Annotated in this window: 23 protein-coding genes; 11 read left to right on the forward strand and 12 right to left on the reverse strand. The window is 68.9% G+C overall.

What is annotated here, in order from left to right; all coding sequences use genetic code 11:
* Nucleotides 1-24: 24 nt before the first annotated feature.
* The 5 genes from QFZ53_RS09895 to QFZ53_RS09915 form a co-directional block, all read right to left on the reverse strand.
* On the reverse strand, nucleotides 25-636 hold the full coding sequence (locus QFZ53_RS09895; protein ID WP_307295868.1) for a hypothetical protein: 612 nt from the start codon (nucleotides 634-636) through the stop codon (nucleotides 25-27).
* Nucleotides 633-1,589, reverse strand: coding sequence for a glycosyltransferase family 2 protein (locus tag QFZ53_RS09900; protein ID WP_307295871.1), 957 nt, complete (start codon nucleotides 1,587-1,589; stop codon nucleotides 633-635). The genes QFZ53_RS09895 and QFZ53_RS09900 overlap by 4 nt, the downstream gene beginning before the upstream one ends.
* 89 nt (nucleotides 1,590-1,678) lie before the next feature.
* Nucleotides 1,679-2,977 (reverse strand): O-antigen ligase family protein, encoded by a 1,299-nt coding sequence (locus QFZ53_RS09905; protein ID WP_307295873.1) that lies wholly within the window; start codon nucleotides 2,975-2,977, stop codon nucleotides 1,679-1,681.
* On the reverse strand, nucleotides 2,974-4,389 hold the full coding sequence (locus tag QFZ53_RS09910) for an O-antigen ligase family protein (protein ID WP_307295875.1): 1,416 nt from the start codon (nucleotides 4,387-4,389) through the stop codon (nucleotides 2,974-2,976). The genes QFZ53_RS09905 and QFZ53_RS09910 overlap by 4 nt, the downstream gene beginning before the upstream one ends.
* Before the next feature lie 103 nt (nucleotides 4,390-4,492).
* On the reverse strand, nucleotides 4,493-4,960 hold the full coding sequence (locus tag QFZ53_RS09915) for an adenylyltransferase/cytidyltransferase family protein (protein ID WP_307295878.1): 468 nt from the start codon (nucleotides 4,958-4,960) through the stop codon (nucleotides 4,493-4,495).
* A 131-nt stretch (nucleotides 4,961-5,091) separates the two neighbouring features.
* On the opposite strand from QFZ53_RS09915, the gene manA reads away from it, so the two are divergent.
* From manA to QFZ53_RS09935, 4 genes are all read left to right on the forward strand, one after another.
* A complete protein-coding gene (manA, locus tag QFZ53_RS09920; protein WP_307295881.1) occupies nucleotides 5,092-6,258 on the forward strand; it encodes a mannose-6-phosphate isomerase, class I in 1,167 nt (388 codons plus the stop codon).
* Nucleotides 6,259-6,374: 116 nt separating this feature from the next.
* The gene (locus QFZ53_RS09925) at nucleotides 6,375-6,692 is read left to right on the forward strand and encodes a WhiB family transcriptional regulator (protein WP_292905405.1); all 318 of its coding nucleotides are present in this window, start codon (nucleotides 6,375-6,377) and stop codon (nucleotides 6,690-6,692) included.
* Between the two features lie 82 nt (nucleotides 6,693-6,774).
* A complete protein-coding gene (locus QFZ53_RS09930; RefSeq protein ID WP_307295886.1) occupies nucleotides 6,775-9,855 on the forward strand; it encodes a glycosyltransferase in 3,081 nt (1,026 codons plus the stop codon).
* Nucleotides 9,852-11,234 carry a DUF5719 family protein gene (locus QFZ53_RS09935; RefSeq protein ID WP_307295889.1) on the forward strand — a complete coding sequence of 461 codons (1,383 nt, stop codon included), beginning with the start codon at nucleotides 9,852-9,854 and terminating at the stop codon, nucleotides 11,232-11,234. Before QFZ53_RS09930 ends, QFZ53_RS09935 begins: the two co-directional genes overlap by 4 nt.
* Nucleotides 11,235-11,267: 33 nt before the next feature.
* On the opposite strand, the gene QFZ53_RS09940 is transcribed toward QFZ53_RS09935, so the two are convergent.
* The gene (locus tag QFZ53_RS09940; RefSeq protein ID WP_292905399.1) at nucleotides 11,268-11,696 is read right to left on the reverse strand and encodes a hypothetical protein; all 429 of its coding nucleotides are present in this window, start codon (nucleotides 11,694-11,696) and stop codon (nucleotides 11,268-11,270) included.
* Between the two features lie 72 nt (nucleotides 11,697-11,768).
* On the opposite strand from QFZ53_RS09940, the gene QFZ53_RS09945 reads away from it, so the two are divergent.
* The 5 genes from QFZ53_RS09945 to ahcY all read left to right on the forward strand — a co-directional run bounded on the left by QFZ53_RS09945 (nucleotide 11,769) and on the right by ahcY (nucleotide 16,422).
* A complete protein-coding gene (locus QFZ53_RS09945; protein ID WP_292905397.1) occupies nucleotides 11,769-11,975 on the forward strand; it encodes a DUF3499 family protein in 207 nt (68 codons plus the stop codon).
* Nucleotides 11,976-12,054: 79 nt separating this feature from the next.
* The gene (locus QFZ53_RS09950; RefSeq protein WP_307295890.1) at nucleotides 12,055-12,981 is read left to right on the forward strand and encodes an efflux RND transporter periplasmic adaptor subunit; all 927 of its coding nucleotides are present in this window, start codon (nucleotides 12,055-12,057) and stop codon (nucleotides 12,979-12,981) included.
* Nucleotides 12,978-13,745 (forward strand): ABC transporter ATP-binding protein, encoded by a 768-nt coding sequence (locus QFZ53_RS09955; RefSeq protein ID WP_307295892.1) that lies wholly within the window; start codon nucleotides 12,978-12,980, stop codon nucleotides 13,743-13,745. The genes QFZ53_RS09950 and QFZ53_RS09955 overlap by 4 nt, the downstream gene beginning before the upstream one ends.
* Nucleotides 13,742-14,956: an ABC transporter permease gene (locus tag QFZ53_RS09960; RefSeq protein WP_292905391.1), complete on the forward strand. Its 1,215-nt coding sequence runs from the start codon at nucleotides 13,742-13,744 to the stop codon at nucleotides 14,954-14,956. The genes QFZ53_RS09955 and QFZ53_RS09960 overlap by 4 nt, the downstream gene beginning before the upstream one ends.
* 20 nt (nucleotides 14,957-14,976) lie before the next feature.
* Nucleotides 14,977-16,422, forward strand: coding sequence for an adenosylhomocysteinase (gene ahcY / locus QFZ53_RS09965; RefSeq protein ID WP_307295896.1), 1,446 nt, complete (start codon nucleotides 14,977-14,979; stop codon nucleotides 16,420-16,422).
* Between the two features lie 30 nt (nucleotides 16,423-16,452).
* Here ahcY and QFZ53_RS09970 read toward each other — a convergent pair whose 3' ends face one another.
* Complete coding sequence (locus QFZ53_RS09970; RefSeq protein ID WP_292905387.1) at nucleotides 16,453-17,262, reverse strand: RDD family protein; 810 nt, start codon at nucleotides 17,260-17,262, stop codon at nucleotides 16,453-16,455.
* A 16-nt stretch (nucleotides 17,263-17,278) separates the two neighbouring features.
* Between QFZ53_RS09970 and QFZ53_RS09975 the strand changes: the two genes are divergently transcribed.
* Nucleotides 17,279-18,271: a stage II sporulation protein M gene (locus QFZ53_RS09975; protein WP_292905462.1), complete on the forward strand. Its 993-nt coding sequence runs from the start codon at nucleotides 17,279-17,281 to the stop codon at nucleotides 18,269-18,271.
* Between the two features lie 28 nt (nucleotides 18,272-18,299).
* Here the strand turns inward: QFZ53_RS09975 and QFZ53_RS09980 are convergent, their stop codons facing one another.
* The 5 genes from QFZ53_RS09980 to QFZ53_RS10000 are packed head-to-tail and all read right to left on the reverse strand — an operon-like array spanning nucleotide 18,300 to nucleotide 23,774.
* Nucleotides 18,300-19,607, reverse strand: a complete 1,308-nt coding sequence (locus QFZ53_RS09980; RefSeq protein ID WP_307295898.1) for a DUF58 domain-containing protein — start codon at nucleotides 19,605-19,607, stop codon at nucleotides 18,300-18,302.
* Between the two features lies 1 nt (nucleotide 19,608).
* Complete coding sequence (locus QFZ53_RS09985) at nucleotides 19,609-20,532, reverse strand: AAA family ATPase (protein ID WP_307299386.1); 924 nt, start codon at nucleotides 20,530-20,532, stop codon at nucleotides 19,609-19,611.
* Nucleotides 20,533-20,563: 31 nt separating this feature from the next.
* Nucleotides 20,564-21,775 (reverse strand): DUF4350 domain-containing protein, encoded by a 1,212-nt coding sequence (locus tag QFZ53_RS09990; RefSeq protein WP_307295899.1) that lies wholly within the window; start codon nucleotides 21,773-21,775, stop codon nucleotides 20,564-20,566.
* Complete coding sequence (locus QFZ53_RS09995; RefSeq protein ID WP_292905381.1) at nucleotides 21,772-22,413, reverse strand: DUF4129 domain-containing protein; 642 nt, start codon at nucleotides 22,411-22,413, stop codon at nucleotides 21,772-21,774. Before QFZ53_RS09995 ends, QFZ53_RS09990 begins: the two co-directional genes overlap by 4 nt.
* Nucleotides 22,410-23,774 carry a hypothetical protein gene (locus QFZ53_RS10000; protein ID WP_307295904.1) on the reverse strand — a complete coding sequence of 455 codons (1,365 nt, stop codon included), beginning with the start codon at nucleotides 23,772-23,774 and terminating at the stop codon, nucleotides 22,410-22,412. Before QFZ53_RS10000 ends, QFZ53_RS09995 begins: the two co-directional genes overlap by 4 nt.
* A gap of 95 nt (nucleotides 23,775-23,869) precedes the next feature.
* On the opposite strand from QFZ53_RS10000, the gene mtrA reads away from it, so the two are divergent.
* Nucleotides 23,870-24,550 carry an MtrAB system response regulator MtrA gene (gene mtrA / locus QFZ53_RS10005; RefSeq protein ID WP_292905377.1) on the forward strand — a complete coding sequence of 227 codons (681 nt, stop codon included), beginning with the start codon at nucleotides 23,870-23,872 and terminating at the stop codon, nucleotides 24,548-24,550.
* The last annotated feature ends 5 nt before the right edge of the window (nucleotides 24,551-24,555 follow it).

The raw sequence follows: 24,555 nt of genomic DNA on the forward strand, positions 1-24,555 counted from the left end.
ACTAGGGCGGGACCCGGTAACCGGTCAGAGGCCGACGAGCTTCTTCAAGTCGCCGATCTCTGCACGAGCCGCTTCAGCGGCTGCTGACACCCCGCTGCCATTCGATACTGCGGAACGCAGGTCCTTGAGCTTCTGAACGTACGAGTCGACGCCCCCGTACCATTGCTCGGAGATGGATGTGGGCGGCTGAGTCTCCGACAGCCGCTGAGCGTCCCCCTGGAGCGAATCGATCACTGCCAGCGCATCCTGATCACTTGACTCTGCGACGATGTCCAGCCCGGTGCCCGCGTCGCCGAGCCATCCGCTGACCTGACCACGGAACGCCTCGACGCTCGGGTCGACGACCGGAGGTTCGGTCTGCACCGGCGTAGTGGGCTCGGTCGTCGGCTCGACGGACCCGGTCGGAGAGGGGGAAGGCGTCGCCGTAGACGTCGCAGATGTCGAAGGACTCGGTGACGCCGTGCCTTCGGCGTCCGGATTCCCGTTCTGGTTCAGCACGAAGAACAGCACCACGCCTGCGACGACCAGGGCCGCGACGACGAGACCGATGATGAGCCACATGCGTCGGCTGTTGCGCGGCTTGGGCTCGATCGGCGCCCAGCGGAGCTCTGGCTGCTGCTCGTCCGTCATCGTCATGCCTCCAGCGGTGCCATGGGCTGCCAGGAGCGGTCGCGGCTGAGCTTGCCGGCCTCTCGAAGCCCTCGGAAGAGGTTGCTCGTGCCGCGCACCGTGCGCTCGACGAAGAACAGCCGGATGATCTCCTTCGCGAAGGTCATGGCGGTGCCGAGGCCGAACAGAACGGGGTTGTAGTTGCGGTGCACGCGGTAGTAGTTCTTGATGTATGCGCGGTTGCGCATGATGTAGAAGCGGTAGGCGTTGCTCGACGCGTTCATGTGGCGGATGCCCATGTCCCACTGCTTGATCTCACGCGTGCGGCGCAGCACGAACTCGTTCACGATCACCGCCGTGGTGAGGCGCGACGCCAGCCACCCGTACATCTGATCGTCCCAGTAGATGAAGAACCTCGGATCGGGCAGCCCGATCTGCTGCACGATCGAGCGGTGGATGAACATGCCCTCGAAGCATCCGCTGTTCATCTCCTTGAAACCGGACTCGTCGAATCCGGACGGGGCGAACGGGATCGGGATGCCCATGCGCTCAGCGATGCGGTACTGCCAGTAGAACTCGCTGCCGTCGTAGTCGTAGCGGCGGCCCTGGATGCTCTTGAATCGCGGAGCCCACTTGCCCATGCGGGCGAGACCGTCGGGCATGACCTCGACGTCGTCGTCCATCATCCAGATCCACTCCGAGCCCAGCTCGTATGCGGTGCGCATGCCTTCGCTGAAGCCGCCCGATCCGCCCGTGTTGGTCTCGAGGCGGCGGTAGACGAGTTCGGTGCCGAGGCGAGGGCGGAAAGAGTCGACGACCTCGGTGGTGTCATCGGAGGAGGCGTTGTCGATGATCACGACGTGGCCCGGCTTCGGGTCCATCACGGTGATGCTCTCGAGAAGGCCGGTGAGAAGGTGCGAGCGGTTGAACGTGACGATGACGATCGTCGCGGATGCCGGGTCGAAGGGGACGTTGGTCACGAGTGGGATCTCCGGAAGCGTTCGGCCCGCAGGACGCCGCGAGCAGCTACCAGCCTACCGGGCGCACCCATGGAATCCGCCGGGCGCGCTCAGCCCTCGGTGCGCAGGGTCGGGATCACTCCGGTCTGCGCGGCGTCGATGTTCTCGCGCCACGACCGCGACTGTCCGGCGCGCAGCGCACACAGCACGAGCAGGAACCAGCCGGCGCCCACGATCGTGAAGCTTTCGAACATCGACTCGACGGCAAGGGTGACGAGCATGAGCGGCGTCCACGCGTAGACGACCGAGCGCCGCACGCTCGCGACGAGCCATGAGCGCACGGTGGCGATGCCGCCCAGCAACAGGAACAGCACGAATCCTGCCGTTCCGAGCTGGAGCAGCACGTCGAAGTACGAGTTCAGAGCGCTCTGGTGGTGGTCGTCGAGGGAGAAGTTGATGTAGTTGAACGGGTATTCGCCGGCCGGCCAGCCGCCGAACCAGCCCCAGCCCTGGATCGGCTTCACCGCGACGAAATCCAGGATCGTGTTCCACAGGGTCGCCCGGATCGAGAAGTCGGATCCGGCATCCATCAGGGCGATGATCGGATGCCGCAGAGCGAACGCCGCCGCCAGGGCCATCGCCACGAGGGCGCCGAGCACCCACTGCACGGCGTCCCGGCGCTCGGCCGGAGCGTGCCTGACGATCGTGAGCGCCACCGTCACGACTCCGACCGCGAACGCGAGCACGAGAACCGTGGGAGAGGCCGAGAGGATGGCGAGCATCGTCGCGAGCGCGATCGACGGAACCGCGATCCTCGCCTCGAGAGACTGCGACCGCCATTCGATCGCGAAGGTGATCAGCGCGATCACCGCGACGAAGCCGAGCATGTTGCGGCTGCCGAAGATGCCCTGGATGGGACCACCGAGGGCGAGATTGCCCTGTACCCCGAGGAAAGTGAACGGCACGTCGAACAGCACGCCGGACAGGATCTCGATCCCGAGCGACACCAGCAGCAGCACACGCAGAGTGTCGCCCAGGGCTCGCACGGTCTGCAGGGTGTCGCGGATGTGCCCGACCGTGATCGCGAGGAACGCGTAGCCCAGCAGTGCCATCCATGCGAACAGCGTGTCGGACTTGTCGGTCGTCCAGACCAGGCTCACCAGCGCCCATGCGAGGAAGACCAGCAGCGACGTCGGGGCGACTCGCAGCAGCGAGAGCTCCTCCCGACGTACCCAGAGGATCGCTGCGCCGAGGACGCACAGCAGCGAGATCACGGTCGCAAGCGTGACCGGCGACGACATCCGCTCGATCGACAGCGAGGAGAACACCGCCGCCAGCACCGCGATCGTGAAGGCTCTGGCCATCTCCGCCGAGCCGAGCAGGCCGCTGATCGGGTGGCCAGCCGTCACGGCACCCGCCGACGGCGTTCGCCGCGTTCGATCACTCGCTCGCGCTCGCCGACCCCGAGAAGCGGGGTGGTCTTGAGCTTGAACGACAGCAGGATGAGCAGCATCCAGCCCCACAGCATGATCGGAGTCGACTCGGTGAGACCCTGCACGAGCAGGACGACGGTGAACAGGCTGGGCAGCAGCGTGAGCGGCGAGTAGGAACGATGGGAGGTGAGGTCCCACCGCGGCCGGTCGACCGCGAAGAACCACGATCTCCAGAGCAGGCTCAGGAACGCGATCGCGATCAGGATCGCGCCGAGCACGCCGAGCTGCATGAGGACGTCGAGCCACATGTTGTGCGCGTGGAAAACGGGGATCCCGTGATCTTTGATCCACTTCGCGAACGCCGGGTCGGATGGCAGCCAGGGACTCGAGAAGCCGTTGCCGAAGAGTGGATGGTGGTGCCACCGCTCGATGACGGATGCCCAGATCTTGTTCGACCGTCCGGTGAGATCTGCGCTGCGGCCGATCAGGCCCAGCAGCGGCTCGCGGAGGAACCAGGCCGCTGTGCCGACAACGAGGGCACCGCCGATCGCGACCGTGTAGATCCGGGTTCGGGCACCGGGAGTCGCCGCGCGGCGCATCAGGAGCGCGACGACAAGCACGACGACGGCGGCGGCAGCGCACACGTATGCCGTCGCCGAGGCGGCGCGGAAGAGGAAGAACACGGCGAGCAGCGTCCACAGCGCGAGCGTCGTGCGCCAGCGGACGCGAGCGGCGTACAGCACGCCGAAGGTGATGATCGCGAAGAGGCTGATGAAACCGAGGAGGTTGGCGTTGCCCACGATGCCCTGCAGGCGCCCGCCGTCGAAGAGGTTGTCACGCACCCAATACCACTGTGGGTCGATCTTTCCGGGCGGCAGCTCGAGGAAGTTCGGCAGCAGGGCGTGTTGGAGCACAAGAGACACCCACAGCTCGAGCGCCAGCGACAGCCCGAGGATCCACTTGAACGCGGAAGCCAGCGCTCGCACGATCTCGCGCCACGTGAGCACCTGGGCGATGAACAGCGCGTTCACGGTCACGGCGCCGAGCAGGAACCACGTGATGAGCGTCGCCTCGCGCCACTGCGACCAGGCGACCGACACGAGCGCCAGCGCGGTGTAACCCACGGCCGACCACGGTAGCCGACGCCATGCGAAGGGCTGAGGATGTTTTCTCGCGAGCATCGGGACGCCGATGCCGAGAGTCGCCAGCAGGAACGCGCCGAGGACGATTCCCGCTCCGTACGGGCCGACCAGGTTGTACACGGCGGCGTGCGCGAACGTCACGATCAGCACGAGGATGATGTAACCGCGCAACAGCAGGTGCCCCGTCGACTCGCGCTCTGGCGCGGTGGGCGGGGCGGCTACCGGGTGCTTGGTGTATTGCGCCATCGCGTTCAGGCTACCGCGCTGTGCTGTGCTCGTGCCGAGTCGTCCTGGTCGGTGCGACCGTTGGACCGTCGTGTAGTGCGACGGGGCCACGTGCCCGTGGGGTTCAGTCGTTGGCGGTGCGTTCGGCTTCTTTGGCGGCGACGATCTTGCGCAGGCCGGAGCTGGAGAAGCGGTGGTCGCGGCTGTTGAAGTACAGCTCGATGCCTGCTTCTTCGCAGTAGGTGCGGCCGGTGAAGTCGCGGTCTTCGTACTCGTCGCCGACGATGCGCACGTCGAGCTTGAAGGAGCGGAGGATGTCTTCCAGGTCCTGCTCGGTGGAGTAGGGGACGATCTCGTCGACGTACTCGCAGCCGCGCAGCTGGATGTACCGCTCCACGACGGTCTGGGTCGGAGCGTTCTTCTCGGGACGGTCGAGTGTGGGGTCCATCTGCAGACCGCAGATGAGGTAGTCGCACTGGCGTTTGGCCTCGGCGAGCATCATGATGTGCCCGGCGTGCAACAGGTCGAAGGTCGAGAAGGTGATCCCGACCCGCGGACCCGGGTTGTAGTCCTGGTGCTCCTTCTCCGACATGTATCTCCCCTGGATTCTCGTGGCGGGCGGACGACCTGAGAACTCTAACCCAGCGTGAGCCGCGTCTTCGGCCGGCCGGTGCAGCGAGGACCGGCCCGCCGAGCCCGAACCTGTGCCCCTACGCTGGGGGCATGCTGCTGAGCCTGTCGAACGTGCCCCGCGACTACGCGTGGGGATCGCACACTCTTCTCGCGGAACTCGAAGGGCGGGCGCCGTCGGCGGCACCCGAAGCCGAGGTCTGGTTCGGAGACCACCCGGGGGATCCCGCCGACGTCGCCGGCGACGGCACGCTCGATGCCGTGACGGGCGGAACCCTGCCTTATCTGCTCAAGCTGCTGGCGGCGGCATCCCCGTTGTCGATCCAGGTGCACCCGACAGTCGAACAGGCGCGGGCCGGGTGGGAGCGGGAGACCGGTCTGTCCCTGGATGACCCTGCACGCAACTACCGCGACGCGAACCACAAGCCCGAACTCATCGTCGCCCTCAGCGAGCGGTTCGAGTCGCTGAGCGGCCTGCGGCCCGTCGCTGAGACTCTGCGGCTGCTGGAGATCGTCGGCTCGTCCGCCGACCCGTTGCGGGCACGCCTCTCGGGAGACGGCGACGTGCTGCGGGACGCGATCGGGTGGCTGCTGTCGGGCGAGGCACAGGGCGACGTCGATGCGATCGCCGCCGCAGTGGGCCAGGCGTCCGAGACCGAATCGGGGGAGTGGGCGGATGCTCTCAGGGCCGTGGCCGGAATCGCCGACGCGTACCCGGGAGACCCCGGCGTCGTCGTCGCTCTGCTGATGAACCATGTCGTGCTGTCGCGCGGCGAAGGCGTCTTCCTGAAGGCTGGGCTCCTGCACGCGTACATCTCGGGGCTGGGTGTGGAGATCATGGCCGCCAGCGACAACGTGCTGCGCGGCGGGCTCACCCCCAAGCGCATCGACGTCCCCGAACTGCTGTCGATCCTCGACACGACGCCCGGCGCCGTGCCCGTGCTGAGGCCGTCGACGGGCGGGGCGATCACGGAGTACCCCGTCGAGGTGCCCGACTTCGCCCTGCGCCGCGTGACGCTGGCGGGAGAGCCGCTCACCATGCCTGTGCGCGGGCCCGCCATGGTTCTGGCGACCGCGGGCGATACCGCGGTGAGCGGAGCGGATGCCGTCTCGCGCGCTGTTCCGGTCGGTCACGCGGTCCTCGCGACCGAGGACGAGTCGTCCCTCACCCTCTCCGGCACGGGTGAGGTGTTCATCGCCACACCCGGATCGCTGCCGGAGGAGCGAGAGCGAGCGCGACACGCCGACGAGGCGTCATGAACCTTCAAGACAATATTGAGGGTTTACTATCCGCGACTTGACCGATGGGAATCACACGGGTGTAATTAGTTGAGCACGGCCCGCCGGGGGGCGGAGATAAGGGTTGGAGGATCGAGATGACGGGTTACCGTTCCGATGTACCTGAGAACTGGTTCGTCGATCCGATCAACCTCGGAGTTCCAGGGGTTCGCAAGGTCGAGGGAGACGACGACACCGCTCTCGCCTGGCAGAGCGAAGCGCTCTGCGCGCAGACCGATCCCGAGGCGTTCTTCCCTGAGAAGGGCGGCTCGACCCGCGATGCCAAGCGCATCTGCACCTCGTGCGATGTTCGAGGAGAATGCCTGGAGTACGCGCTTCAGAACGATGAGCGCTTCGGCATCTGGGGCGGCCTCTCCGAGCGCGAGCGTCGCAAGCTCAAGCGCCGCGCCAGCTGAGCCGACGCTCTCTCACAGCTTCGCGGGCGCGCCGCACGCGCTGCATTCGCCGTCGGGATCGCGAGCATAGGCTGACCACGTCATGCCAGCCCGAGTTCACGCCATCATCGTCGCGCGCCCCGGATCGTCGGCCCGTGCTCAACTGCTCCGCACCCTGGACGCGCTGCGCGCCCAGACGACTCCGCCCGCCGCGATCACGCTCGTGATGTGCGGCGATGCGGCAGGGATCCGTGAGAGCGAGACCGTCGCCGGGCTCGTGGAGGGCGTCATCGAAGCCCGCGGCGGCACGTCCTTCGCCGACGCGGTCGAACTCGCCCGCCCACGAATCCTCGAAGGCACGGCCGTCTGGCTGCTCGCGCAGGACACTGCGCCGCACCCGCGGGCGCTCGAGAGGCTCGTGGGAAGCCTCGAACGCTCGCCTTCCGCGGCGATCATCGCCCCGAAGCTCGTGCAGGTCGACGACGACCGCGAGGTCGTGTCGCTCGGCGTCAGCATGACGGCGCTCGGACGCTCGGTGGAGCTCGCGGCGGGCGAACTCGATCAGGGGCAGCACGACGGACGCGATGAGGCGCTCGGCGCCGACGTCCGCGGACTCCTGATCCGCGGCGAGGTCCGAGGCGAACTGCGCCCCGACCGTGCGCTCGCCGGCGCCGACGAGGGCCTCGACCTCGGCATCCGCGCCCGCCTGGGCGGCGGTCGTGTCGTGCTGACGCCGTCGGCGCGCATCTCGGTCTCACCCGACGGGCCGGCCGCGCTCCCCGCCGGTCGTTCCCGCCGCGCCTTCGTCACGCGCCTCGCGCAGCTGCACCGCCGACTTGCCTACGCTCCGGCGTTCGCGTTGCCCCTGCACTGGCTCGCTCTGCTTCCCCTCGCGCTCTGGCGATCCATCACGCATCTGATCGGCAAGCGACCGGAAGCCGTGCTGCCGGAGTGGGGTGCAGCGCTCACCGCCATGTGCAGGTTCGGAGCCGTGGCGCGATCGCGGCGCAGCATCCGATCCTTCCGCACATCGAGCTGGTCCAGCATCACTCCGCTGCGCGTCACCCGAGGAGAGCTGCACCGGCGACTCGACGACGGCCACGGCAGCGAGGGCGGCGCCGTCAGCGAACTGCATTTCTTCTCCGGCGGCGGCGCATGGGCCGTGCTCGCAGCCTTCGTCGTCAGTGTCGCGGCGTTCACCGAGATGCTGGCGTGGCCGGTTCTCGGCGGCGGGGCTCTGCTTCCGCTGCGCAAGACGGTCGCGGCACTCTGGAGCGATGCGGCCTGGGGCCTGCGGGGCGTCGGCGTCGATCTCGTCGGCCCCGCCGATCCGTTCGCCTCGGTGCTGGCGGTGCTCGGGTCGCTGTGGCCCGCGGGGCCGTCGTTCTCGCTCGTGCTGCTGTGGATCCTCGCCCTGCCGCTCGCGGTGCTCGGCGGCTGGTTCGCCGCCACGCGCGTCACCGACAGGGCCGGACTGCGGATCTTCGCCGGAGTCGCCTGGGCGTGCGCCCCGACGTTCCTCACCGCGCTCGTCGACGGACGACCGGCTGCGGTGCTGCTGCACCTCCTCCTGCCGTGGCTGTTCCACACCGCCGTCGTCGCGCACCGCTCGTGGGGCGCCGCCGGCGCCGCATCCATCGTCTTCGCCGCCGTCGCGGCCTGCTCTCCCTCGCTCGTTCCCGCGCTCCTGGTGCTCTGGGCGATCGCGCTGGCGATCACGCTGGGAGGCGCGCGCTTCCGCGGAGCCGTCAGGCTGCTGTGGCTGCCGTTCCCCGCCGCAGCCCTCTTCGCGCCGTTGATCGTCTGGCAGCAGTCGCATGGCAGCCTGATCGCTCTGCTCGGCGACCCCGGGATGATCTGGGCCGGCCCGCAGGCGACGGCGGATGCCGCCGGCCGGCTCGCGCTCGCGATGGGATTCCCGACGAACGAGCTCGGTGGCTGGGCGGGTGTGCTCCCCGCCCCGTTCGGAGTCTGGGCAGGCATCCTCCTCGCCCCCCTCGCTCTGCTGGCCCTGATGTCGGCGATCGCGCCCCGCTGGCGCGCGGGCATCACCTTGCTCGTGGTGGCGGTTCTCGGTTTCGGAACGGCCTTCGCCGCCGTGGGCGTGGCGGTCTCGTTCGCGCAGGGGACTCCCGTCGCGATCTGGCCGGGCGCAGGTCTGAGTCTGGCGTGGATCGGCGTCACCGGCGCAGCGCTCGTCACGCTCGACACGATGCTCACGGTGCCGCGCCTTCGACTCCTCAGTGTGACCGTCGCGGGCATCGCCATCGTCGTCAGCGCTGCACCCGCGCTGCTGTCGTTCCATCTCGCGAGCGAGGAGCGGGTGCTGACGAACGGTCCCGAATCCACTCTGCCGGCGTACGTCGCCGCGCAGGCCGCAGCGGAGCAGCCGGTCGGAACCCTCGTGCTGACGCCGCAGAACGATGGCGGCCTGGCTGCCGAGGTGGTGTGGGGCGCCAGCGAGACGCTGGGAGCACAGACGACGATGATGTCGACCGCGACGGGGATCCAGGGCAGCGACATCACCGCGCTCTCGGTCGATCTCCTCTCGGCGCGCGACTTCGATGCGGCTGGCCGGCTCGGCGAGAACGGGATCAGCTACGTCCTCCTCGCCACGACGCCGAAAGCCGACGATCGCGCGGTCGCTCTGAACTCGGCGGCCGTGGCGGCCCTCAACCAGCGCGACGGCTTCGTGCACGCAGGTGCGACGGCGAGGGGAGAGCTGTGGAGTCTCCAGGAGGATGCTGCTGACCGCACCGCCTTGACCGCCGGGCAGCACGCCACAGCGCGTGCCGTGATCACTGTGCAGCTCGTGCTGTTCATCGCCGCACTGCTCCTGTCCATCCCGACGCGGGCATCACGCCGCGCTGCACGTGCGCAGTCGCGCATCGTCGGACGGGCGCCGGAAGAGCCCCTGGTCCTTCCGCGGCACCCCGAGGATGCGCAGTCGGATGCGGTCGCCGAACCCCGAGAGCAGGACGAGGACGTTCCGTCTCGTGCTGCCCAGGAGACGGATGACGAAGACGGGGGAGCGCCCCTGCCGTCCGAACGACAGACGCCCGGCGATGCGCTTCGGGCAGGGGACGAAGACAGGCCGCCGCAGGACATTCGCGCGGCGGACGGGCAGGACGAGTCCGTCGATCAGGACACGACCGAAGAGCCCGAGCAGGAGGAGAAGCGATGAGCGGCAACCGCGCGATCCGGGTTGCGGCGACGAGTGCTCGCCTGCTCACGGGAGCCGTCGTCGCGGCGGCCTGCGCGGTGGGGATGGTGGTCGCGATCACCGCGCCCTGGCCCACGCTCGCGCGCGAACCCGCTCAGGCCGTGGTGACTCCGCAGCCCGGTGACACGGTCCTGGTGTGCAACGGCGACTTCCGCGCGCTCGGCCGCGACTCATCGAACCCTCTGCAGATGGAATCCGCGGCATCCGCCCGCTTCATCGCCGACGGCTCCGCCGGCTCGCCCGACGTGACGCCCCTCTCGCCGAGCGACCTGCCGGGCAGCGGCGAACTGCGCCGGCTGTCGTCCGAGGTCGAGGGCGACGCGGCTCCCCTGATCGGGGCCGCCGAGTCGACCACGCTCGACGCCGAGGACCTCGCCGGCTTCGCCGCCGCGCCCTGCCGAGCCGCGACCAGCGAATCCTGGCTCGTGGGCGGCACCGTCGCGATCGGCTCGGAGGACCTGATCGTCCTCACCAACCCGGGCTCCGTGCCTTCCACCGTCACCCTCTCGGTCTACGGAACCGTGCGGGGAACGAGCACGTCGATCGTCCCCGCGGGCGGACAGCTGGCGATTCCGCTGTCGTCGATCGCGAGCGGTTCGGAGGCCCCCGTAGTGAAGGTGTCGACCGATGGTGCTCCGGTCCGCGCGGTGCTGCAGTCCTCCCTCACCCAGACTCTCGACCCCATCGGCATCGACCTGCAGGACTCCGTCGCGGCGCCGCAGCAGCATCCCGTGATCCCCGGAGTGCAGCTCTTCCCCGATGAGAGCGACGACTCCGCCGCCGCGATCCTGCGGCTGCTCTCACCCGGCGCCGACACCACCGCCCATGTCACGGTTCGCGAAGTCGGCCAGTCGCGCGTCGCGAGCTCCTTCGACGTCGAGCTGGCGGCGGACGCCCCGACGCAGGTCGGACTGTCCGAACTCGAACCGGGGCTGTACACGGTCTCCGTGGATGCGGAGTCGGGTGTGCTGGCGGGGGTGCGCGTACAGGACGGCGTCGCGCCGGGGAACGATTTCGCCTGGGTGCTGCCCGCACCGGAGATCGCCGACGAGGTGCTCGTCGCGGTGCCGGCCGGGCCGGCCGCCACGCTGTATCTCGCGAATGACGGTGAATCCGACGTGACGGTCGCGCTCGAGCCGACCGCGGGAGGCGAGGCGCAGCAGATCACCGTTCCGGCAGGATCGTCGGCGTCGGCCCAGATCGATGCCAGAGCGGTCTATGCGCTCGACCCCTCCGGGCCGGTGCATGCGGCTGTCGCCATGACCGCGAAAGGCGCCCTGGCCGCGTGGCCGGTGTGGCCGGGGGCTGCCGCGCAGCAGAGCATCGTGGTCTATCCCTGACGCGCCCGTCGAGCCGCGTCGCGGGCGGGGCGGTCAGTGATCGTGGCCCAGATCCCAGGGTTCGCGGCCGACGTATTCCGCTGCGGCACGAAAGACCGCGCCCTCGATCGCCATCCGCCGATGTGCGGCGTCGTCGTGGCCAGGGGGCAGCAGTCGCTCGATGGGCAGGCGGAACAGCACGATGCGCCTGTTGTCACGGTCGAGGTGCCACCGCGGCACGTCTTCGCCTGCCTCGTGCATCGGCATGGCGCCGATCTCGAAGCGCACGTCCTGCAGTTCGGCCCAGCTGCCGCGCAGGAACTCGACGGCCGTGCCTACGATCAGGTCGAACCGGTCGATGCGACCGTCGAGCGGCGCGAGGGGAGGACGCACGACCTCGCTGCGACCCAGTCGGCCGTGACGGCCGTGACGGTCACCGCGACGCGGAGCTGCGGCAGCACGATCGGCACGACGACGAGGCATGTTCAGAAGTCTAAGGCGTGGTGCGGCGCGGCATCCGCTCTGCACCCTGCACTCGGTCGTAGCCTGGCGGAGATGGACGGAAGACTCTGCTCGAAGGTCGGCTGCGCGCGCGAAGCCGTGGCGACGCTCACCTATGACTACGGCGACCAGATGGCGGCGCTGGGTCCGCTCGGACTCGAGGCGCACCCGAACGCGCACGATCTCTGCTCTCCGCACGCCGAACGTCTCTCGGTCCCGGCCGGCTGGCTCGTGGTCCGCCACGAAGCGCTGCGCGCCTGAGGAATCTCTATACCCGAAAACTATTTTCTGGATATGCTGATTCCGGATGCACCACGGTGGCGCGTCCGGAAAGGCTGTCGTGATCGTCTGGCGTCGCTGGATCTTCCCCCTGCTTCTCGTGGTCGTCCTCGCCGCCAGCGCCGCTGCGCTGGTGAAGATCGCGTTCTTCCCCGACCGCACCGTCGCCCAGATCGCCCCGGAGGCGTCGATCACGGATCCGGTGGTGGCCGTCGAACGGGGATCGGTCGTCAACGCGCTTTCGCTCAGCGGGAACGTCGCACGCGATGAGGACTACACCGTCCGCAGCGAGGTCACGGGCGCGGTGACCGCCCTCCACGTGAGCGAGGGCGCGACCGTCGCGGCCGGACAGAAGCTGTTCACCGTCAAGCAGGACGACCCCAAGAAAGACGTCGACGTCCTCGCTCCCGAGGCGGGAGAGATCTCCGAGATCGCGCTCGTGAAGGGGCAGACGACGAGCGTCGGAACCGAGATCTACAAGATCACCCCCGCGCGCTACCACGTTCTCGCGACCGTCGAGCCGGTGCAGCTCTATCGGCTCGTGAACGCACCGACCGACGCCTCCGTCACGATCACCGGAGGGCCGGCGCCCTTCACCTGCACGGGCGTGCGGGTCGACGTGGGGGCAGAAGGCACGGCGAGCGTGCGGTGCGCGATTCCCGTCGATCAGGTGGTCTTCGCCGGTCTACCCGCCGCTCTCGACCTCGCGCTCGGACAGGTCGACGATGCACTGGTGATCCCGGTGACGGCTGTCCAGGGCGGTTCGGGAACGGGGAACGTCTGGGTCGACGCCGGTGACGGGTCCGACCCCGAAGAGCGCGCCGTCACGCTCGGCGTCAACGACGGCACGATCGTCGAGATCGTCTCGGGTCTGGAGGAAGGGGAGTCGATCAGGCAGTTCGTGCCCGGATTCGTCGCCCCCGTGCAGGAGAACTGCTACGAGGTCGCACCCGGAGTCGAGCAGTGCGACAGCGGGATGAGCTGGTGAGCCTCGTCAGACTCGACGGCGTCACCAAGAGCGTGACGCTCCCCGACGACTCGACGCTCGAGATCCTGCGCGGCATCAGCCTCGAGGTCAGCGCTGGCGATCACGTCTCGATCGTCGGCCGGTCGGGGTCGGGCAAGTCGACGCTGCTGAACATCCTGGGGATGCTCGACGCGCCGACGACGGGCACCGTCGCCTTCGAGGATGCTGAGGTCGGGCGCATGAGGTCCGGCAGACTCGATCGGCTGCGGGGGGAGAACGTCGGCTTCGTGTTCCAGCAGTTCAACCTGCTGCCGGGGCGGACGGCGCTCGACAACGTGATGATGCCGCTCGGGCACGCGAAGGGACGCCTGTTCTGGAACCGGCGTCGGATCGCAGCCGACATGCTGGAGCGCGTGGGCCTCGGCCATCGCATCGAGCAGATCGCCGACCGGCTGTCGGGCGGCGAACAGCAGCGGGTCGCGATCGCCAGGGCGCTGGTGCGCAGGCCGGTGCTGATCCTCGCCGACGAGCCGACCGGCGCGCTCGACATCGACACCGGGGCCTCCGTGATGGGACTCCTCGACGAAGTGGCCACCGAGACCGATGCCGCGCTGGTCACGATCACCCACGATCTCCATGTCGCCGCACGCGCTCGAAGGCACTACCGACTCGATGCGGGGCGTCTCGAGACCGCGGACCTCAGCCGGGCCTTCGAGGCGTCCACGCTCGCGGCTTCCGTGCCGTCGTCCGGTGCGGTCGTGCCCGCCGAGGCGGTCGCATCATGACCGGCATCCTGGGAGCTCTCGCCGACGCCTGGGCGGAGATCCGGGTCCACAAGCTGCGGGTGCTGCTCAGCCTGATCGGCATCGCGGTGTCGGTCGCGGCCCTCACCGCCGTCTTCGCCTTCTCGGAGTATCAGCGCCAGTATCAGACGGAGCAGTCGGACCGATCGGGAGGGCGGGCGGCGACCCTGGTGGTCAGCCAGATGAACGACGACGGCACGTCGGCCGACATGGACGCGTTCGAGGAGCGGGTGGCGGCTGCGGCGGCCCGGTTCGAGTTCAGCCACACGGCGAGGGTCGTGCAGGGGCTCACGGTGCCCGTGGCCCTGTCGGACGGCATCGTCGACGCCTATGCGCGGCTGTACGACCCGGTGTATCCGCAGATCCACCGGGAGGAGCTGCTCGACGGACGCTGGTTCACGGACTCGGACGTCGAGGCGCTCGCACCGCCCGCGATCATCACGGAGGCTCTGTGGGATCGCCTCGGTCGCGTGCCGCTGGCGCAGCACCCGACCCTCGCGCTCTCGGGGCCGGCCGGGGGAACGTACCAGGTGGTCGGCGTCGTGCCCCGCGAGAGTTACATGGACGAGTCGCTCCGGGTCGATCTGCTCTTCGATGCATATCGGTCGCGTGTCGACGCCTTGCCCGAGGGTGCACAGGTGCAGTTCGAGGTGTGGGTCCCGCAGGGCAGCGTCGACGAGATCGCACCGGTGCTCGCGATGGATCTTCGGGCAGGGTTGCCCGAAGGACAGACGATCATGGTGAACCGTTCCGACTGGGCCGCGCAGCCGGGGAATGTGAACGCGATGGCCACCTTCGAGATGGTGGTCGGCGGGATCGGCGGCATCATCCTCGCGCTCGGTGCGCTGAGCCTGATCAACATCCAGCTCGTGGCGATGCGGCAGCGCGTGCGCGAGATCGGCGTGCGGAGGGCGTTCGGGGCGAGCTCTGGGCGGGTGTTCGTGTCGGTGCTGCTCGAGAGCCTCGTCGCCACGACCGTCGCGGGTGTCATCGGGATCGCGATCGTCGTCGCGATCCTGCGATCGGAGTGGGTCGTCACCTCGATGTTCTACGGGATCCAGGACATACCGCCGTTCCCGATGCGAGCCGCGATGATCGGTCTGATCGCCTCGGTCGTGGTCGGAGCAGTGGCCGGTTTCATCCCCGCTCTCGTCGCTCTGAGGGTGAAGGTCATCGACGCGATCCGATTCTGAGGTGATGCGAGAATAGGTGGATGCCTGAGCTCGAGTACCGCGTCGCCGATCTGTCCCTCGCCGAAGCCGGCCGTCACCAGCTGCGCCTCGCAGAGAACGAGATGCCCGGTCTCATGTCTCTGCGTGCGGAGTTCGGCGCTGCGCAGCCTCTGAAGGGCGCCCGCATCGCAGGCTCCCTGCACATGACCGTGCAGACCGCGGTGCTCATCGAGACGCTGACCGCACTCGGGGCGCAGGTGCGCTGGGCGAGCTGCAACATCTTCTCCACGCAGGACGAAGCGGCCGCGGCCGTCGTCGTGGGGCCGGAGGGCAGCCTCGACGCGCCAGCAGGCGTGCCCGTCTTCGCCTGGAAGGGCGAGAGCCTCGAGGAGTACTGGGCGTGCACCGAGCGGATCTTCGACTGGTCGTCAGAAGGCTTCGACGGCCCGAACCTGATCCTCGACGACGGGGGAGACGCCACCCTGCTCGTGCACAAGGGCGTCGAGTTCGAGAAGTCCGGAGTCGTGCCGGCGGCGACGGATGCCGATTCGCACGAGTACACGATCATCCTCGACCTGCTGCGTCGCTCGCTGGCGTCCTCCGCCGATCGTTGGTCGAAGCTCGCTGCCGGCCTCATCGGCGTCACGGAGGAGACCACGACGGGCGTGCACCGGCTCTACGAGCTCGCAGCATCCGGCGAGCTGCTCTTCCCCGCGATCAACGTGAACGACTCAGTCACCAAGAGCAAGTTCGACAACAAGTACGGCATCCGTCACTCGCTGCCCGATGGGCTCAACCGTGCCACGGATGTGCTCATGGGCGGCAAAGTCGCGTTCGTGTGCGGCTACGGCGACGTCGGCAAGGGCGCCGCGGAGGCGCTGCGCGGTCAGGGCGCGAGAGTCATCGTCAGCGAGGTCGATCCGATCTGCGCGCTGCAGGCCGCGATGGACGGCTTCCAGGTCGCACGTCTGATCGATGTGGCCGGCGAGGTCGACATCGTGGTGACCGGAACCGGCAACCGCGATGTGGTCACCACCGAGCACCTGCTCGCGCTCAAGCACCTCGCGATCGTCGCGAACGTCGGCCACTTCGACAACGAGATCGACATGGCGGGACTCGAAACCCTCGAGGGCGCCGAGAAGATCGAGATCAAGCCGCAGGTGCACGAGTGGCGTCTGCCCACCGGTCGCAGCGTGCTCGTTCTCAGCGAGGGACGACTGATGAACCTCGGCAACGCCACAGGGCATCCCTCGTTCGTCATGAGCGCGTCGTTCACCAACCAGGTGCTCGCGCAGCTCGAGCTGTTCACGAACATCGAGGCGTATCCGACCGGCGTCTACGTCCTGCCGAAGGCGCTCGACGAGAAGGTCGCGCGTCTGCACCTCGACGCCCTCGGTGTGCAGCTCACCGAGCTGACGCCCGATCAGGCCTCGTACATCGGCGTGCCAGTCGAAGGCCCGTACAAGCTCGATCACTACCGGTACTGACTCGGGTCCTCTCCAGCGGAGGGGACCCGCTCAGAGGGTGACCCGGCGGCCGGTGAGTTTCTCTGTGCGGGCGTTCGCGAACTCCAGTGCGCGGCGCTCGCGTTCGCGACGAAGCACCGTGATGCCCACCAGCACCATCTCGGGCGGTGCGGCGGGGACCGGTGACACGAAAGGCGCTGCGTCCGCCAGCAGGTTCTGCGCGACCCGTGAACGCGCGGCCGGAAGCATGTTCGGCGCGGTCTGCAGGAACTGCGAGATGCGGCGGGCGAGCCTGTCCGGCATCCGCGCCACATCCGCGATCTGCGCCCAACCGGCCAGCGCAGGGGGAAGCACCGGTACGACCGGGACGAGACGCGGCGTCCGCACCCGCTGACTGTACGTGCCGGCGACAAGGTCGCCCAGTCGCTGCGAACGTGCGGTGAAGGCGCCCACGAGCACGGCCAGGCCGCCGAAGGTCATGTATATCTCGAGCACGCCGAGGATGCCGCGGATGAAGGCGTGCCGGAATCCGATGGCGCCGCCGTCGAGTCGCACGATCCGCCCGCCCACGGCGAGCTTGCCGACGCTGCGGCCCTTGGTGACGACCTCCACGGTCACGGGCAGGATCAGAAAGCAGAACACGGTCGCGACGACGTTCGCGATCCGGTCGGTGGCCTCGTCGAGCAGACCCGCATCGAGCAGCCACAGCCGAAGGAAGATCCAGAGGATCAGCGCGGCGAATCCGATCACCATGTCGATCAGAGCACCGGCCGCTCGGAGCAGGAACCCGATCGGCTGCACGTCGAGGACGACAGCCTCGCCGGAGAGCACCTCGTCGGACGTATCGATCGGCACGGACATGAGTACAGTAAATCAGGTGGATGCCGATGCGCTGACAGATGCACGCCGCGCCGAGTGGGAGCGGCTCGACCAGCTCAGTCGCGCCTCGCTGGACGGTTCGGGTGTCGACGAGCTGATCGTGCGGTATCGCGCCGCATCCGCGGATCTCGCCGATCTGAAGACGTCGGTCGGCGAGTCGCCGCAGGGCGCATACCTCTCGACGATCCTCGTGCGAGCACGATTGCGTCTCACCGGCGCGAGCGACAACGTCCTGACGCTGATGGGGCGGTTCTTCGCCCGTCAGCTGCCCGCCGCTCTCTATCGGCTGCGATGGACGACCCTCGCGATCGCGATCGCATTCGTCGCGATGGCCGTGGGCTTCGCGGCGTGGATCTCGAGCGACCCTGCGCTGCTCGCGCAACTGGGCACCCCTGACTTCCTCAAGCAGATGGCGGAGGAAGACATCACGGGGTACTACACCGAGAATCCGGCCGCCGTGTTCGCAGGGATGGTCTGGACGAACAACGCGTGGATCGCGATGCAGTGCGTGCTCTTCGGCATCACGGGTTTCTGGCCGATCTACCAGATCGTCATCAACGCCCAGAACGTCGGGTACATCGGCGCGATCATGGCCGCCCACGACCGTGCCGACATCCTCGTGCTCTACCTCCTGCCGCACGGCATGCTCGAACTCACCTGCATCTTCGTCGCGGCCGCGGGCGGTCTGCACCTGTTCTGGGCGTGGGTGGCTCCGGGGAACCGCTCACGCGGTGAGGCTCTCGGCTCGGAAGGGCGCTCGCTCGCGACGGTCTCGATCGGCCTGGTCTTCGCGCTGTTCCTCGCAGGCCTCATCGAAGGCTTCGTGACGGGCTGGTCGCTGCCGTGGCCGGTGAAGATCGGAATCGGAGCGGCGGCGCTCGCCGTGTTCCTGATCTACATGCTCGTGATCGGCGGGCGTGCCTATCGACAGGGCGAGACCGGCGACCTGGTCGAGTACGAGGCGGGCACGCCGAGGCTCGTCGCGGGCTGATGCCCGCTGGGTGGCCGGTGCCCGGGGCTCAGAGCCGACCGGCCGCTTTCAGCTCGAGGTATCTGTCGGCGATGCGCGGCGGCAGCGTCTCGGGATCGGCGGCCAGCGCCTCACCGCCTGCGCGTCGGATGGCGTCCGCGACGTTCTCCGCATCGCGCATGGTGCGCTCGGCGGCAGCCGCCAGATAGACCTCCTCGCGCGATCCGCGTTGCTGTGCGAGATCGGCGATGCCGTCGTCCGTCACGGACCCGACGAGGATCGTCGTCGACCGCGAGGCATCGGGGAAGGCGCCGAGGAAGCCTCGGGCGGACTCCGCGGCATCCTGCGCCGTGAGCACGACGATGAGCGAGGGGCGGGTGGTGAGCGTGCGCACCGCGGTGAATGCGCCCGACCAGTCGGTGTCGACCAGCCGCGCGTGCACGGGCGCCATGGCGTCGGTCAGAGCAGGGAGGAGGGCGGTGCCCTCCACGCCGGTGACGCGAGCGCGCACGGCCCGGTCGTACATGAGCAGATGCACGTGGTCGCCGGCGCGTGCGGCGAGGGCCGCGAGCAGCAGCGTCGCCTCGAGAGCGGCATCGACCCTCGTGCCGTCGCCGACGCGTGCAGCGGCGGTGCGGCCCGTGTCGATGATGATCACGACGTGACGGTCGCGCTCAGGCCGCCACGTGCGGAGCATGGTCGTACCGGCGCGCGCCGTGGCTCGCCAGTCGATCGAGCGCACGTCGTCGCCGCGGACGTACTCGCGCAGAGAATCGAACTCGGTACCCTGACCGCGCACCTGGATGCTGGTGTTGCCGTCGAGCTCGCGCAGTCGCGCGAGACGCGACGGGAGGTGCTTCCGCGAGGAGAACGCAGGCAGCACGCGGATCGCTTCCCGCACGCGGTGCCTCGCCTGGCGCCCCGCGAGGCCCAGGGGACCGCGCGAGCGGACCATCACGAACTCGCTCACGAGCTCGCCCCGGCGGCGGGGGAGCAGGGGGATGTCGATGCGACGTCGCTCGCCGGCGGGGATGCTGAGGCGCTGCCGCTCGGATGGCGCACCGGCCGTCGGCTGCCACGCATCGCGGATCACGGCATGGAGGGTGCGCGTGCCGATGTTGTGCAGGGCGACGCTCACCGGCACGGGCTCTCCGATGCGGCTGCGAGCGGGCACACGGCGCGTCACGACCACTCTGGCAGGGCTCGCGGCGAGCAGCACGTCGAGCAGCACGAGCACGGCGCACAGGAGCACCCAGATCCCGAGCGCGGCGTAGCCCGAGAAGCCTGCCAGTCCCGCGAGGACCAGCGGGACGACGCCGACGCCGAGTGCGATCGCGAGACGACCGGTGACGAACACCTTAGATCGGGACCCTGGTCTGCTGCACGACGGATGTCAGCACCGCATCGGCCGAGACGCCCTCCATCTGCGCGTCCGGGCGCAGCTGGAGACGATGCCGCCACACCGGGACCAGCATGGTCTGGATGTGGTCGGGGGTCACCGCCGTCGACGCGTTCAGCCACGCCCACGCCTTCGCAGCCGCGAGAAGGCCGGTCGATGCGCGCGGGCTCGCGCCGAGCTCGACCGAGGGGGACTGCCTGGTGGCTCTGGCGAGATCGACGACGTAGCCGAGCACGTCGTCCGTGACGTCGACGCGCGCCGCAGCATCCTGCGCGGCGCGGATCTCGTCGGCGGTGACCGCCGCCTCCACGCCCGTGAGTTCGCGAGGGGAGAACCCGGACGCGTGCTTGCGCAGCACCGCCACCTCGGAGTCGCGCTCGGGCATCCCGACGACCAGCTTCATCAGGAAGCGGTCGAGCTGCGCTTCGGGCAGGGAATAGGTGCCCTCGTGCTCGATCGGGTTCTGCGTGGCCGCGACGAGGAAGGGAGCCGGAAGCGCCCGGCTCACGCCGTCGGCCGAGACCTGGCGCTCCTCCATCGCCTCGAGCAGAGCCGCCTGCGTCTTCGGAGGGGTGCGATTGATCTCGTCGGCGAGCAGGATGTTGGTGAACACGGGGCCCGCGCGGAAGTCGAACTTTCCGGTGCGGGCGTCGTAGACGAGCGAACCCGTCACATCGCCCGGCATCAGGTCGGGGGTGAACTGCACGCGCTTGGTGTCGAGGCCGAGGGCGCGGGCGAAGGAGCGGACGACCAGCGTCTTCGCGACACCGGGCACGCCCTCCAGGAGCACGTGACCTCTCGCGAGCAGCGACACCAGAAGCCCGGTGACGGTGCCGGCCTGGCCGACCACGGCCTTGTCGACCTCGGCGCGCACGCGGTGCATCGCCTGCCGAAGCTCGGCGTCGTTGAAGTTCTCAGCGGTCACGTGGGTCCTCCGTGTGGGTGTCTGGCATGGTGCGCGAGGCGTCGATCGACGTCTCCAGCTCGGTCAGCTGACGAGCGAACAGGATGAGCGATGGATCATCGGCCGGCAGCGGGCCGGCCAACAGGGTCTGCAGGGTTCCCCGGGGGATGCGCAGCCGATCCGATGCGGCATCCGCGATCTCGTCCGGCGTCGCGGTCACGGCGAGGCCGAGCCGACGTGCGAGCCGGCGTCTGCTGCCGTCTCGCAGCGCCTCCGCGGCGTGTGCGGAGTCTGCGGCCTTCGCGGTGAGCCGGGCACGTCCGTGCATGGTCTCGGAGGCGCGCACGGTGACGGGCAGAGTCTCGGCGACGAGCGGTCCGAAGCGGCGGCCGCGCCATAGCGCGGCGGCGACCCCGGCGAGGAGCAGGAGGAGGATCGCCGGCGTCAACCAGTCGGGGGTCATCGATCCCAGAGTCTCGGGCGACTCCGCTTCGATATCCGTGTCGTCGTACGACGGCACGTACCAGGCGACCTTGTCGGTCTGACCAAGCAGTGCGAGTCCGAGGGCCGCGTTGCCGTTCTCGGCGAGGTAGGCGTTGCTGAAGAGGCGCGCTCCGTCGACGACGGAGCGGCGGACGCCGTCTTCGTCATCGACCAGCACCGCGGCGGCGTCCGAGTCGCCGAAGCAGCCCTCGACGCCGTCGGTAGGAGAGAACAGCCGATCGGGGCGGATCGAACCGGTCTTCGCGAACTCGGGAACGTCGCACCGCGCGGTCACGGCCTCGGAGGAGCCGGGGGCGCTGTCGCCCATGTCGAGCAGTGCGAGCAGGTGGGTCCCGGCCGAGAGGAACACGACGCGGTCGGCCGGTTCGATCAGCTCGTTCACGCCGTCGTCGCTCAGCGAGACAGGATTCGCCATCACCAGGGTGGTGTCGTCGTCGATCGCCGCGCGAGCCTCGGTCCGCGAACGGTACACGTTCACCTCGACGCCCTGATCACGCAGGATCTCGGCCAGTGCCATGGCGCCGGTGTCGCCCGCGCCCTCGGGATCGAGTGCGTCGCGCCAGGCGGGCGCCGACACCGCGACGCGGAGCATGAGGACGGCGCCGCCGATCACGAGCGCCGCGACGACCAGCCAGCCGACGAGCGTGCGGATGCGCTTCGCACGCGGCGGGCGCTCGGCTGTCGATGCCGAGGGCGGTGCGTCATGGGTGAGGGTCATGCCGGCACCGCCTCGGGGCGCAGTGCGCTCAGTCGATCATCCGCGGCGGCGAGCTGCGCATAGCTCTGCGGAGAGGCCGGATGCCGGAGATAGCGGACGTCGTCGAACGACACCGCGGCGGCACGGACGGAGGCGGTCTCCGCGGGGAAGACCATGCCGACCTCGCGCGCGATCCCCTGGGCGGTGGCGCCGGGGGTCGGATCGATCAGATCCCGCTCCAGCAGCCCCCGTGCGAGGGCGCGGAATCGCAGGATCGTCGCCTCGTCCCAGTCTTCCGCCTTCGCGGCGCGATCCGCATCTGCGCGCAACTGGGCGGCGGAGCGGTCGTCCTCGGCGCCGAGGAGGCCACCGTGCAGCCGGCGCACGGCGCTCGGCCGGCGAGGCCTTCCCCAGATGATCAGCACCGTCACCAGCGCGGCGAAGATCAGCACGCTCACGATGATCAGAGCGGACGGTCCGACGTTGGCGGTGTTGTCGGAGTTGAACAGGTCGGCGATGAAACGGGCGATGTCGCGGGCCAGCAGGTCGAACCAGGTCGGCTTCGCCTCGGCGTAGCGCTGATTCGAGAGCTCCTCCTCGGCCCAGCGGCGCGCGTCATCGCCGTCGGGGACGAACACGTCGTCGAAACGCAGGATCATGCCCGGGGATCGCCTGTGCTCGGCGGAGCCCAGCTCGAGTCAGGCTGCTGAGGGGGAACAGGTGGCGGCTCGAAGGGGGCGGGAGCGGGCGGCTGAGGGGCGTAGTGCTGGGACGCGTAGGGGGCCGGGGCCTGCGGCGGGTACGGCAGAGGCGCTGCGGGCGGAACCTGCTGGGGCGCGTAAGGCTGCGCGACCGGGAGCTGGCCCGGCTGAGCGCCGTACCCGTAGCCCTGCGACGCTTCGAAGGCCGACTGCGCCATCACCCAGTCGGGCACCTGCGCTGGCGGGGGAGCGCTGGTCACGGCGCGGCTCTCGTCGACGGCGAAGGGATCGCCGATCTGCTCCTCGGGCCAGCCCAGGTCACGGTGCTCGAGATAGGCGACGAGCGTCTGATCAAGCCCTTCGTAGCGCATCCGCGAATCGAGGTAGACGAGGGTGCCTGCGGTGCTCTGGACCACGAGCGTGATCGTCTGGATCACGAGAAGCAGGATCTGCGGGATCAGCAGAACGAGGAAGAACCCGAGGAGAGCCGACGGCTCCGGATCCCCGGTCGGTGTGAGGATGCCGCCGAGCATCCCGCTGAGCAGCGAGACGGGGAAGCCCACGACCTGCATCGCGGTGCCCATGATGGCGCCGATGATGAAGGTCACCCCGAACGCGACCCAGAAACGTCCGCGCGTGAGCCGCCACGACCGCACGAAGGCGTCCTTGAACCGGGCGCGCTCGAGCACGAGCGCAGAGGGCACGAGCAGCAGCTTGGTGCCGAGCCAGACGGTCAGAGGGATGCTGGCGACCGCTACGAGCACGATCACGATGACCACGCCCGCGATCATCCCGCCCTCATCGGCTCCGCTGGACGCCATGCCCATCACGATCGCGAACACGATCACGATGACCGCGAAGACCGCGAGAACCGACAGCGAAGAGAACGCGGCGAGCCGCCAGAAGGCGGGGGCCATGCGGCGCCACAGGCCGCCGAGCGAGGACTTCACGCCGATCGCGGCGAAACCCACCTCGGCGGCGACCAGTCCCTGCATGATCGAGGTGAATGCGACGGACGCGAGACCGACGGCGATGCCCGCGACGATGTTCATCGCCACGGTCCCCGCGAGGATCGCCCCGTAATCAGGCGAGGAGATCGGTACCGTCTGCAGACGCGAGAAGGTCGTGAACAGCACGAACCCCATGACCGCTGCGCTGAGCAGCACGGCCACGAGCTGCAGGACCACACCGAACCCGAACAGCACCTTCGGGTTGTGGCGCAGGGCGGCGAACGACTTGCCCAGCAGCATTCCGAAGGTCATCGGATGCAGCGGGATGATCCCCCTCTTCGGCGCCGGGGTCCAGGTCTGACCACTCACAGCACTCCCTCCGTCGTGCGCTCCCATCGTGTCATAACACGTCCAAGATGCGCAGACACGGGATGGCTGGTACTCGGTGCCATAAGGTAACTCTTATGACCTCACGCATTCTTGTGGTCGACGACGACACCGCGCTCGCTGAGATGATCGGCATCGTGCTGCGCACCGAGGGCTTCGAGCCGGTGTTCTGCGCCGACGGTGCGCGGGCCGTCGAGGAATGGCGCACGCAGCGACCAGACCTCGTGCTGCTCGACCTCATGCTGCCCGGTATGGACGGCATCGAGATCTGCACCCGCATCCGGGCCGAGTCCGGTGTGCCGGTGATCATGCTCACCGCGCGCAGCGACACCGCGGACATCGTCCGCGGTCTCGAAGTCGGCGCCGACGACTACATCGTCAAGCCCTTCAACCCGAAGGAGCTCGTCGCCCGCATCCGCACCCGTCTCCGTCCCACCCCGCAGACCGCGAGCGAGCAGCTCCGCGTCGGCGACCTCACCGTCGATGTCGACGCGCACGAGGTCCGTCGCGGCACCGCACCCATCGCTCTGACACCGCTGGAGTTCCAGCTGCTGGTCGCCCTGGCCTCGAAGCCTCAGCAGGTGTTCTCGCGCGAGATGCTGCTCGAGCAGGTCTGGGGCTATCACTACAAGGCCGACACGCGTCTCGTGAACGTGCACGTGCAGCGACTGCGCGCCAAGGTCGAGCTCGATCCGGACAATCCGAAGATCGTGATGACGGTGCGTGGCGTCGGCTACCGCGCCGGGAGCGTGGGCTAGGCGCA

Source organism: Microbacterium natoriense (assembly GCF_030816295.1).
GTDB classification, from domain to species: domain Bacteria; phylum Actinomycetota; class Actinomycetes; order Actinomycetales; family Microbacteriaceae; genus Microbacterium; species Microbacterium natoriense_A.

Excerpts from the sequence above, each read along its gene's own strand:
- QFZ53_RS09895 (WP_307295868.1), bottom strand. The coding sequence starts at position 636 with ATGACGATGACGGACGAGCAGCAGCCAGAGCTCCGCTGGGCGCCGATC.
- QFZ53_RS09910 (WP_307295875.1), bottom strand. The coding sequence starts at position 4,389 with ATGGCGCAATACACCAAGCACCCGGTAGCCGCCCCGCCCACCGCGCCA.
- QFZ53_RS09915 (WP_307295878.1), bottom strand. The coding sequence starts at position 4,960 with ATGTCGGAGAAGGAGCACCAGGACTACAACCCGGGTCCGCGGGTCGGG.
- manA (WP_307295881.1), top strand. The coding sequence starts at position 5,092 with ATGCTGCTGAGCCTGTCGAACGTGCCCCGCGACTACGCGTGGGGATCG.
- QFZ53_RS09925 (WP_292905405.1), top strand. The coding sequence starts at position 6,375 with ATGACGGGTTACCGTTCCGATGTACCTGAGAACTGGTTCGTCGATCCG.
- QFZ53_RS09930 (WP_307295886.1), top strand. The coding sequence starts at position 6,775 with ATGCCAGCCCGAGTTCACGCCATCATCGTCGCGCGCCCCGGATCGTCG.
- QFZ53_RS09935 (WP_307295889.1), top strand. The coding sequence starts at position 9,852 with ATGAGCGGCAACCGCGCGATCCGGGTTGCGGCGACGAGTGCTCGCCTG.
- QFZ53_RS09940 (WP_292905399.1), bottom strand. The coding sequence starts at position 11,696 with ATGCCTCGTCGTCGTGCCGATCGTGCTGCCGCAGCTCCGCGTCGCGGT.
- QFZ53_RS09945 (WP_292905397.1), top strand. The coding sequence starts at position 11,769 with ATGGACGGAAGACTCTGCTCGAAGGTCGGCTGCGCGCGCGAAGCCGTG.
- QFZ53_RS09960 (WP_292905391.1), top strand. The coding sequence starts at position 13,742 with ATGACCGGCATCCTGGGAGCTCTCGCCGACGCCTGGGCGGAGATCCGG.
- ahcY (WP_307295896.1), top strand. The coding sequence starts at position 14,977 with ATGCCTGAGCTCGAGTACCGCGTCGCCGATCTGTCCCTCGCCGAAGCC.
- QFZ53_RS09970 (WP_292905387.1), bottom strand. The coding sequence starts at position 17,262 with ATGTCCGTGCCGATCGATACGTCCGACGAGGTGCTCTCCGGCGAGGCT.
- QFZ53_RS09985 (WP_307299386.1), bottom strand. The coding sequence starts at position 20,532 with ATGCACCGCGTGCGCGCCGAGGTCGACAAGGCCGTGGTCGGCCAGGCC.
- QFZ53_RS09990 (WP_307295899.1), bottom strand. The coding sequence starts at position 21,775 with ATGACCCTCACCCATGACGCACCGCCCTCGGCATCGACAGCCGAGCGC.
- QFZ53_RS09995 (WP_292905381.1), bottom strand. The coding sequence starts at position 22,413 with ATGATCCTGCGTTTCGACGACGTGTTCGTCCCCGACGGCGATGACGCG.
- mtrA (WP_292905377.1), top strand. The coding sequence starts at position 23,870 with ATGACCTCACGCATTCTTGTGGTCGACGACGACACCGCGCTCGCTGAG.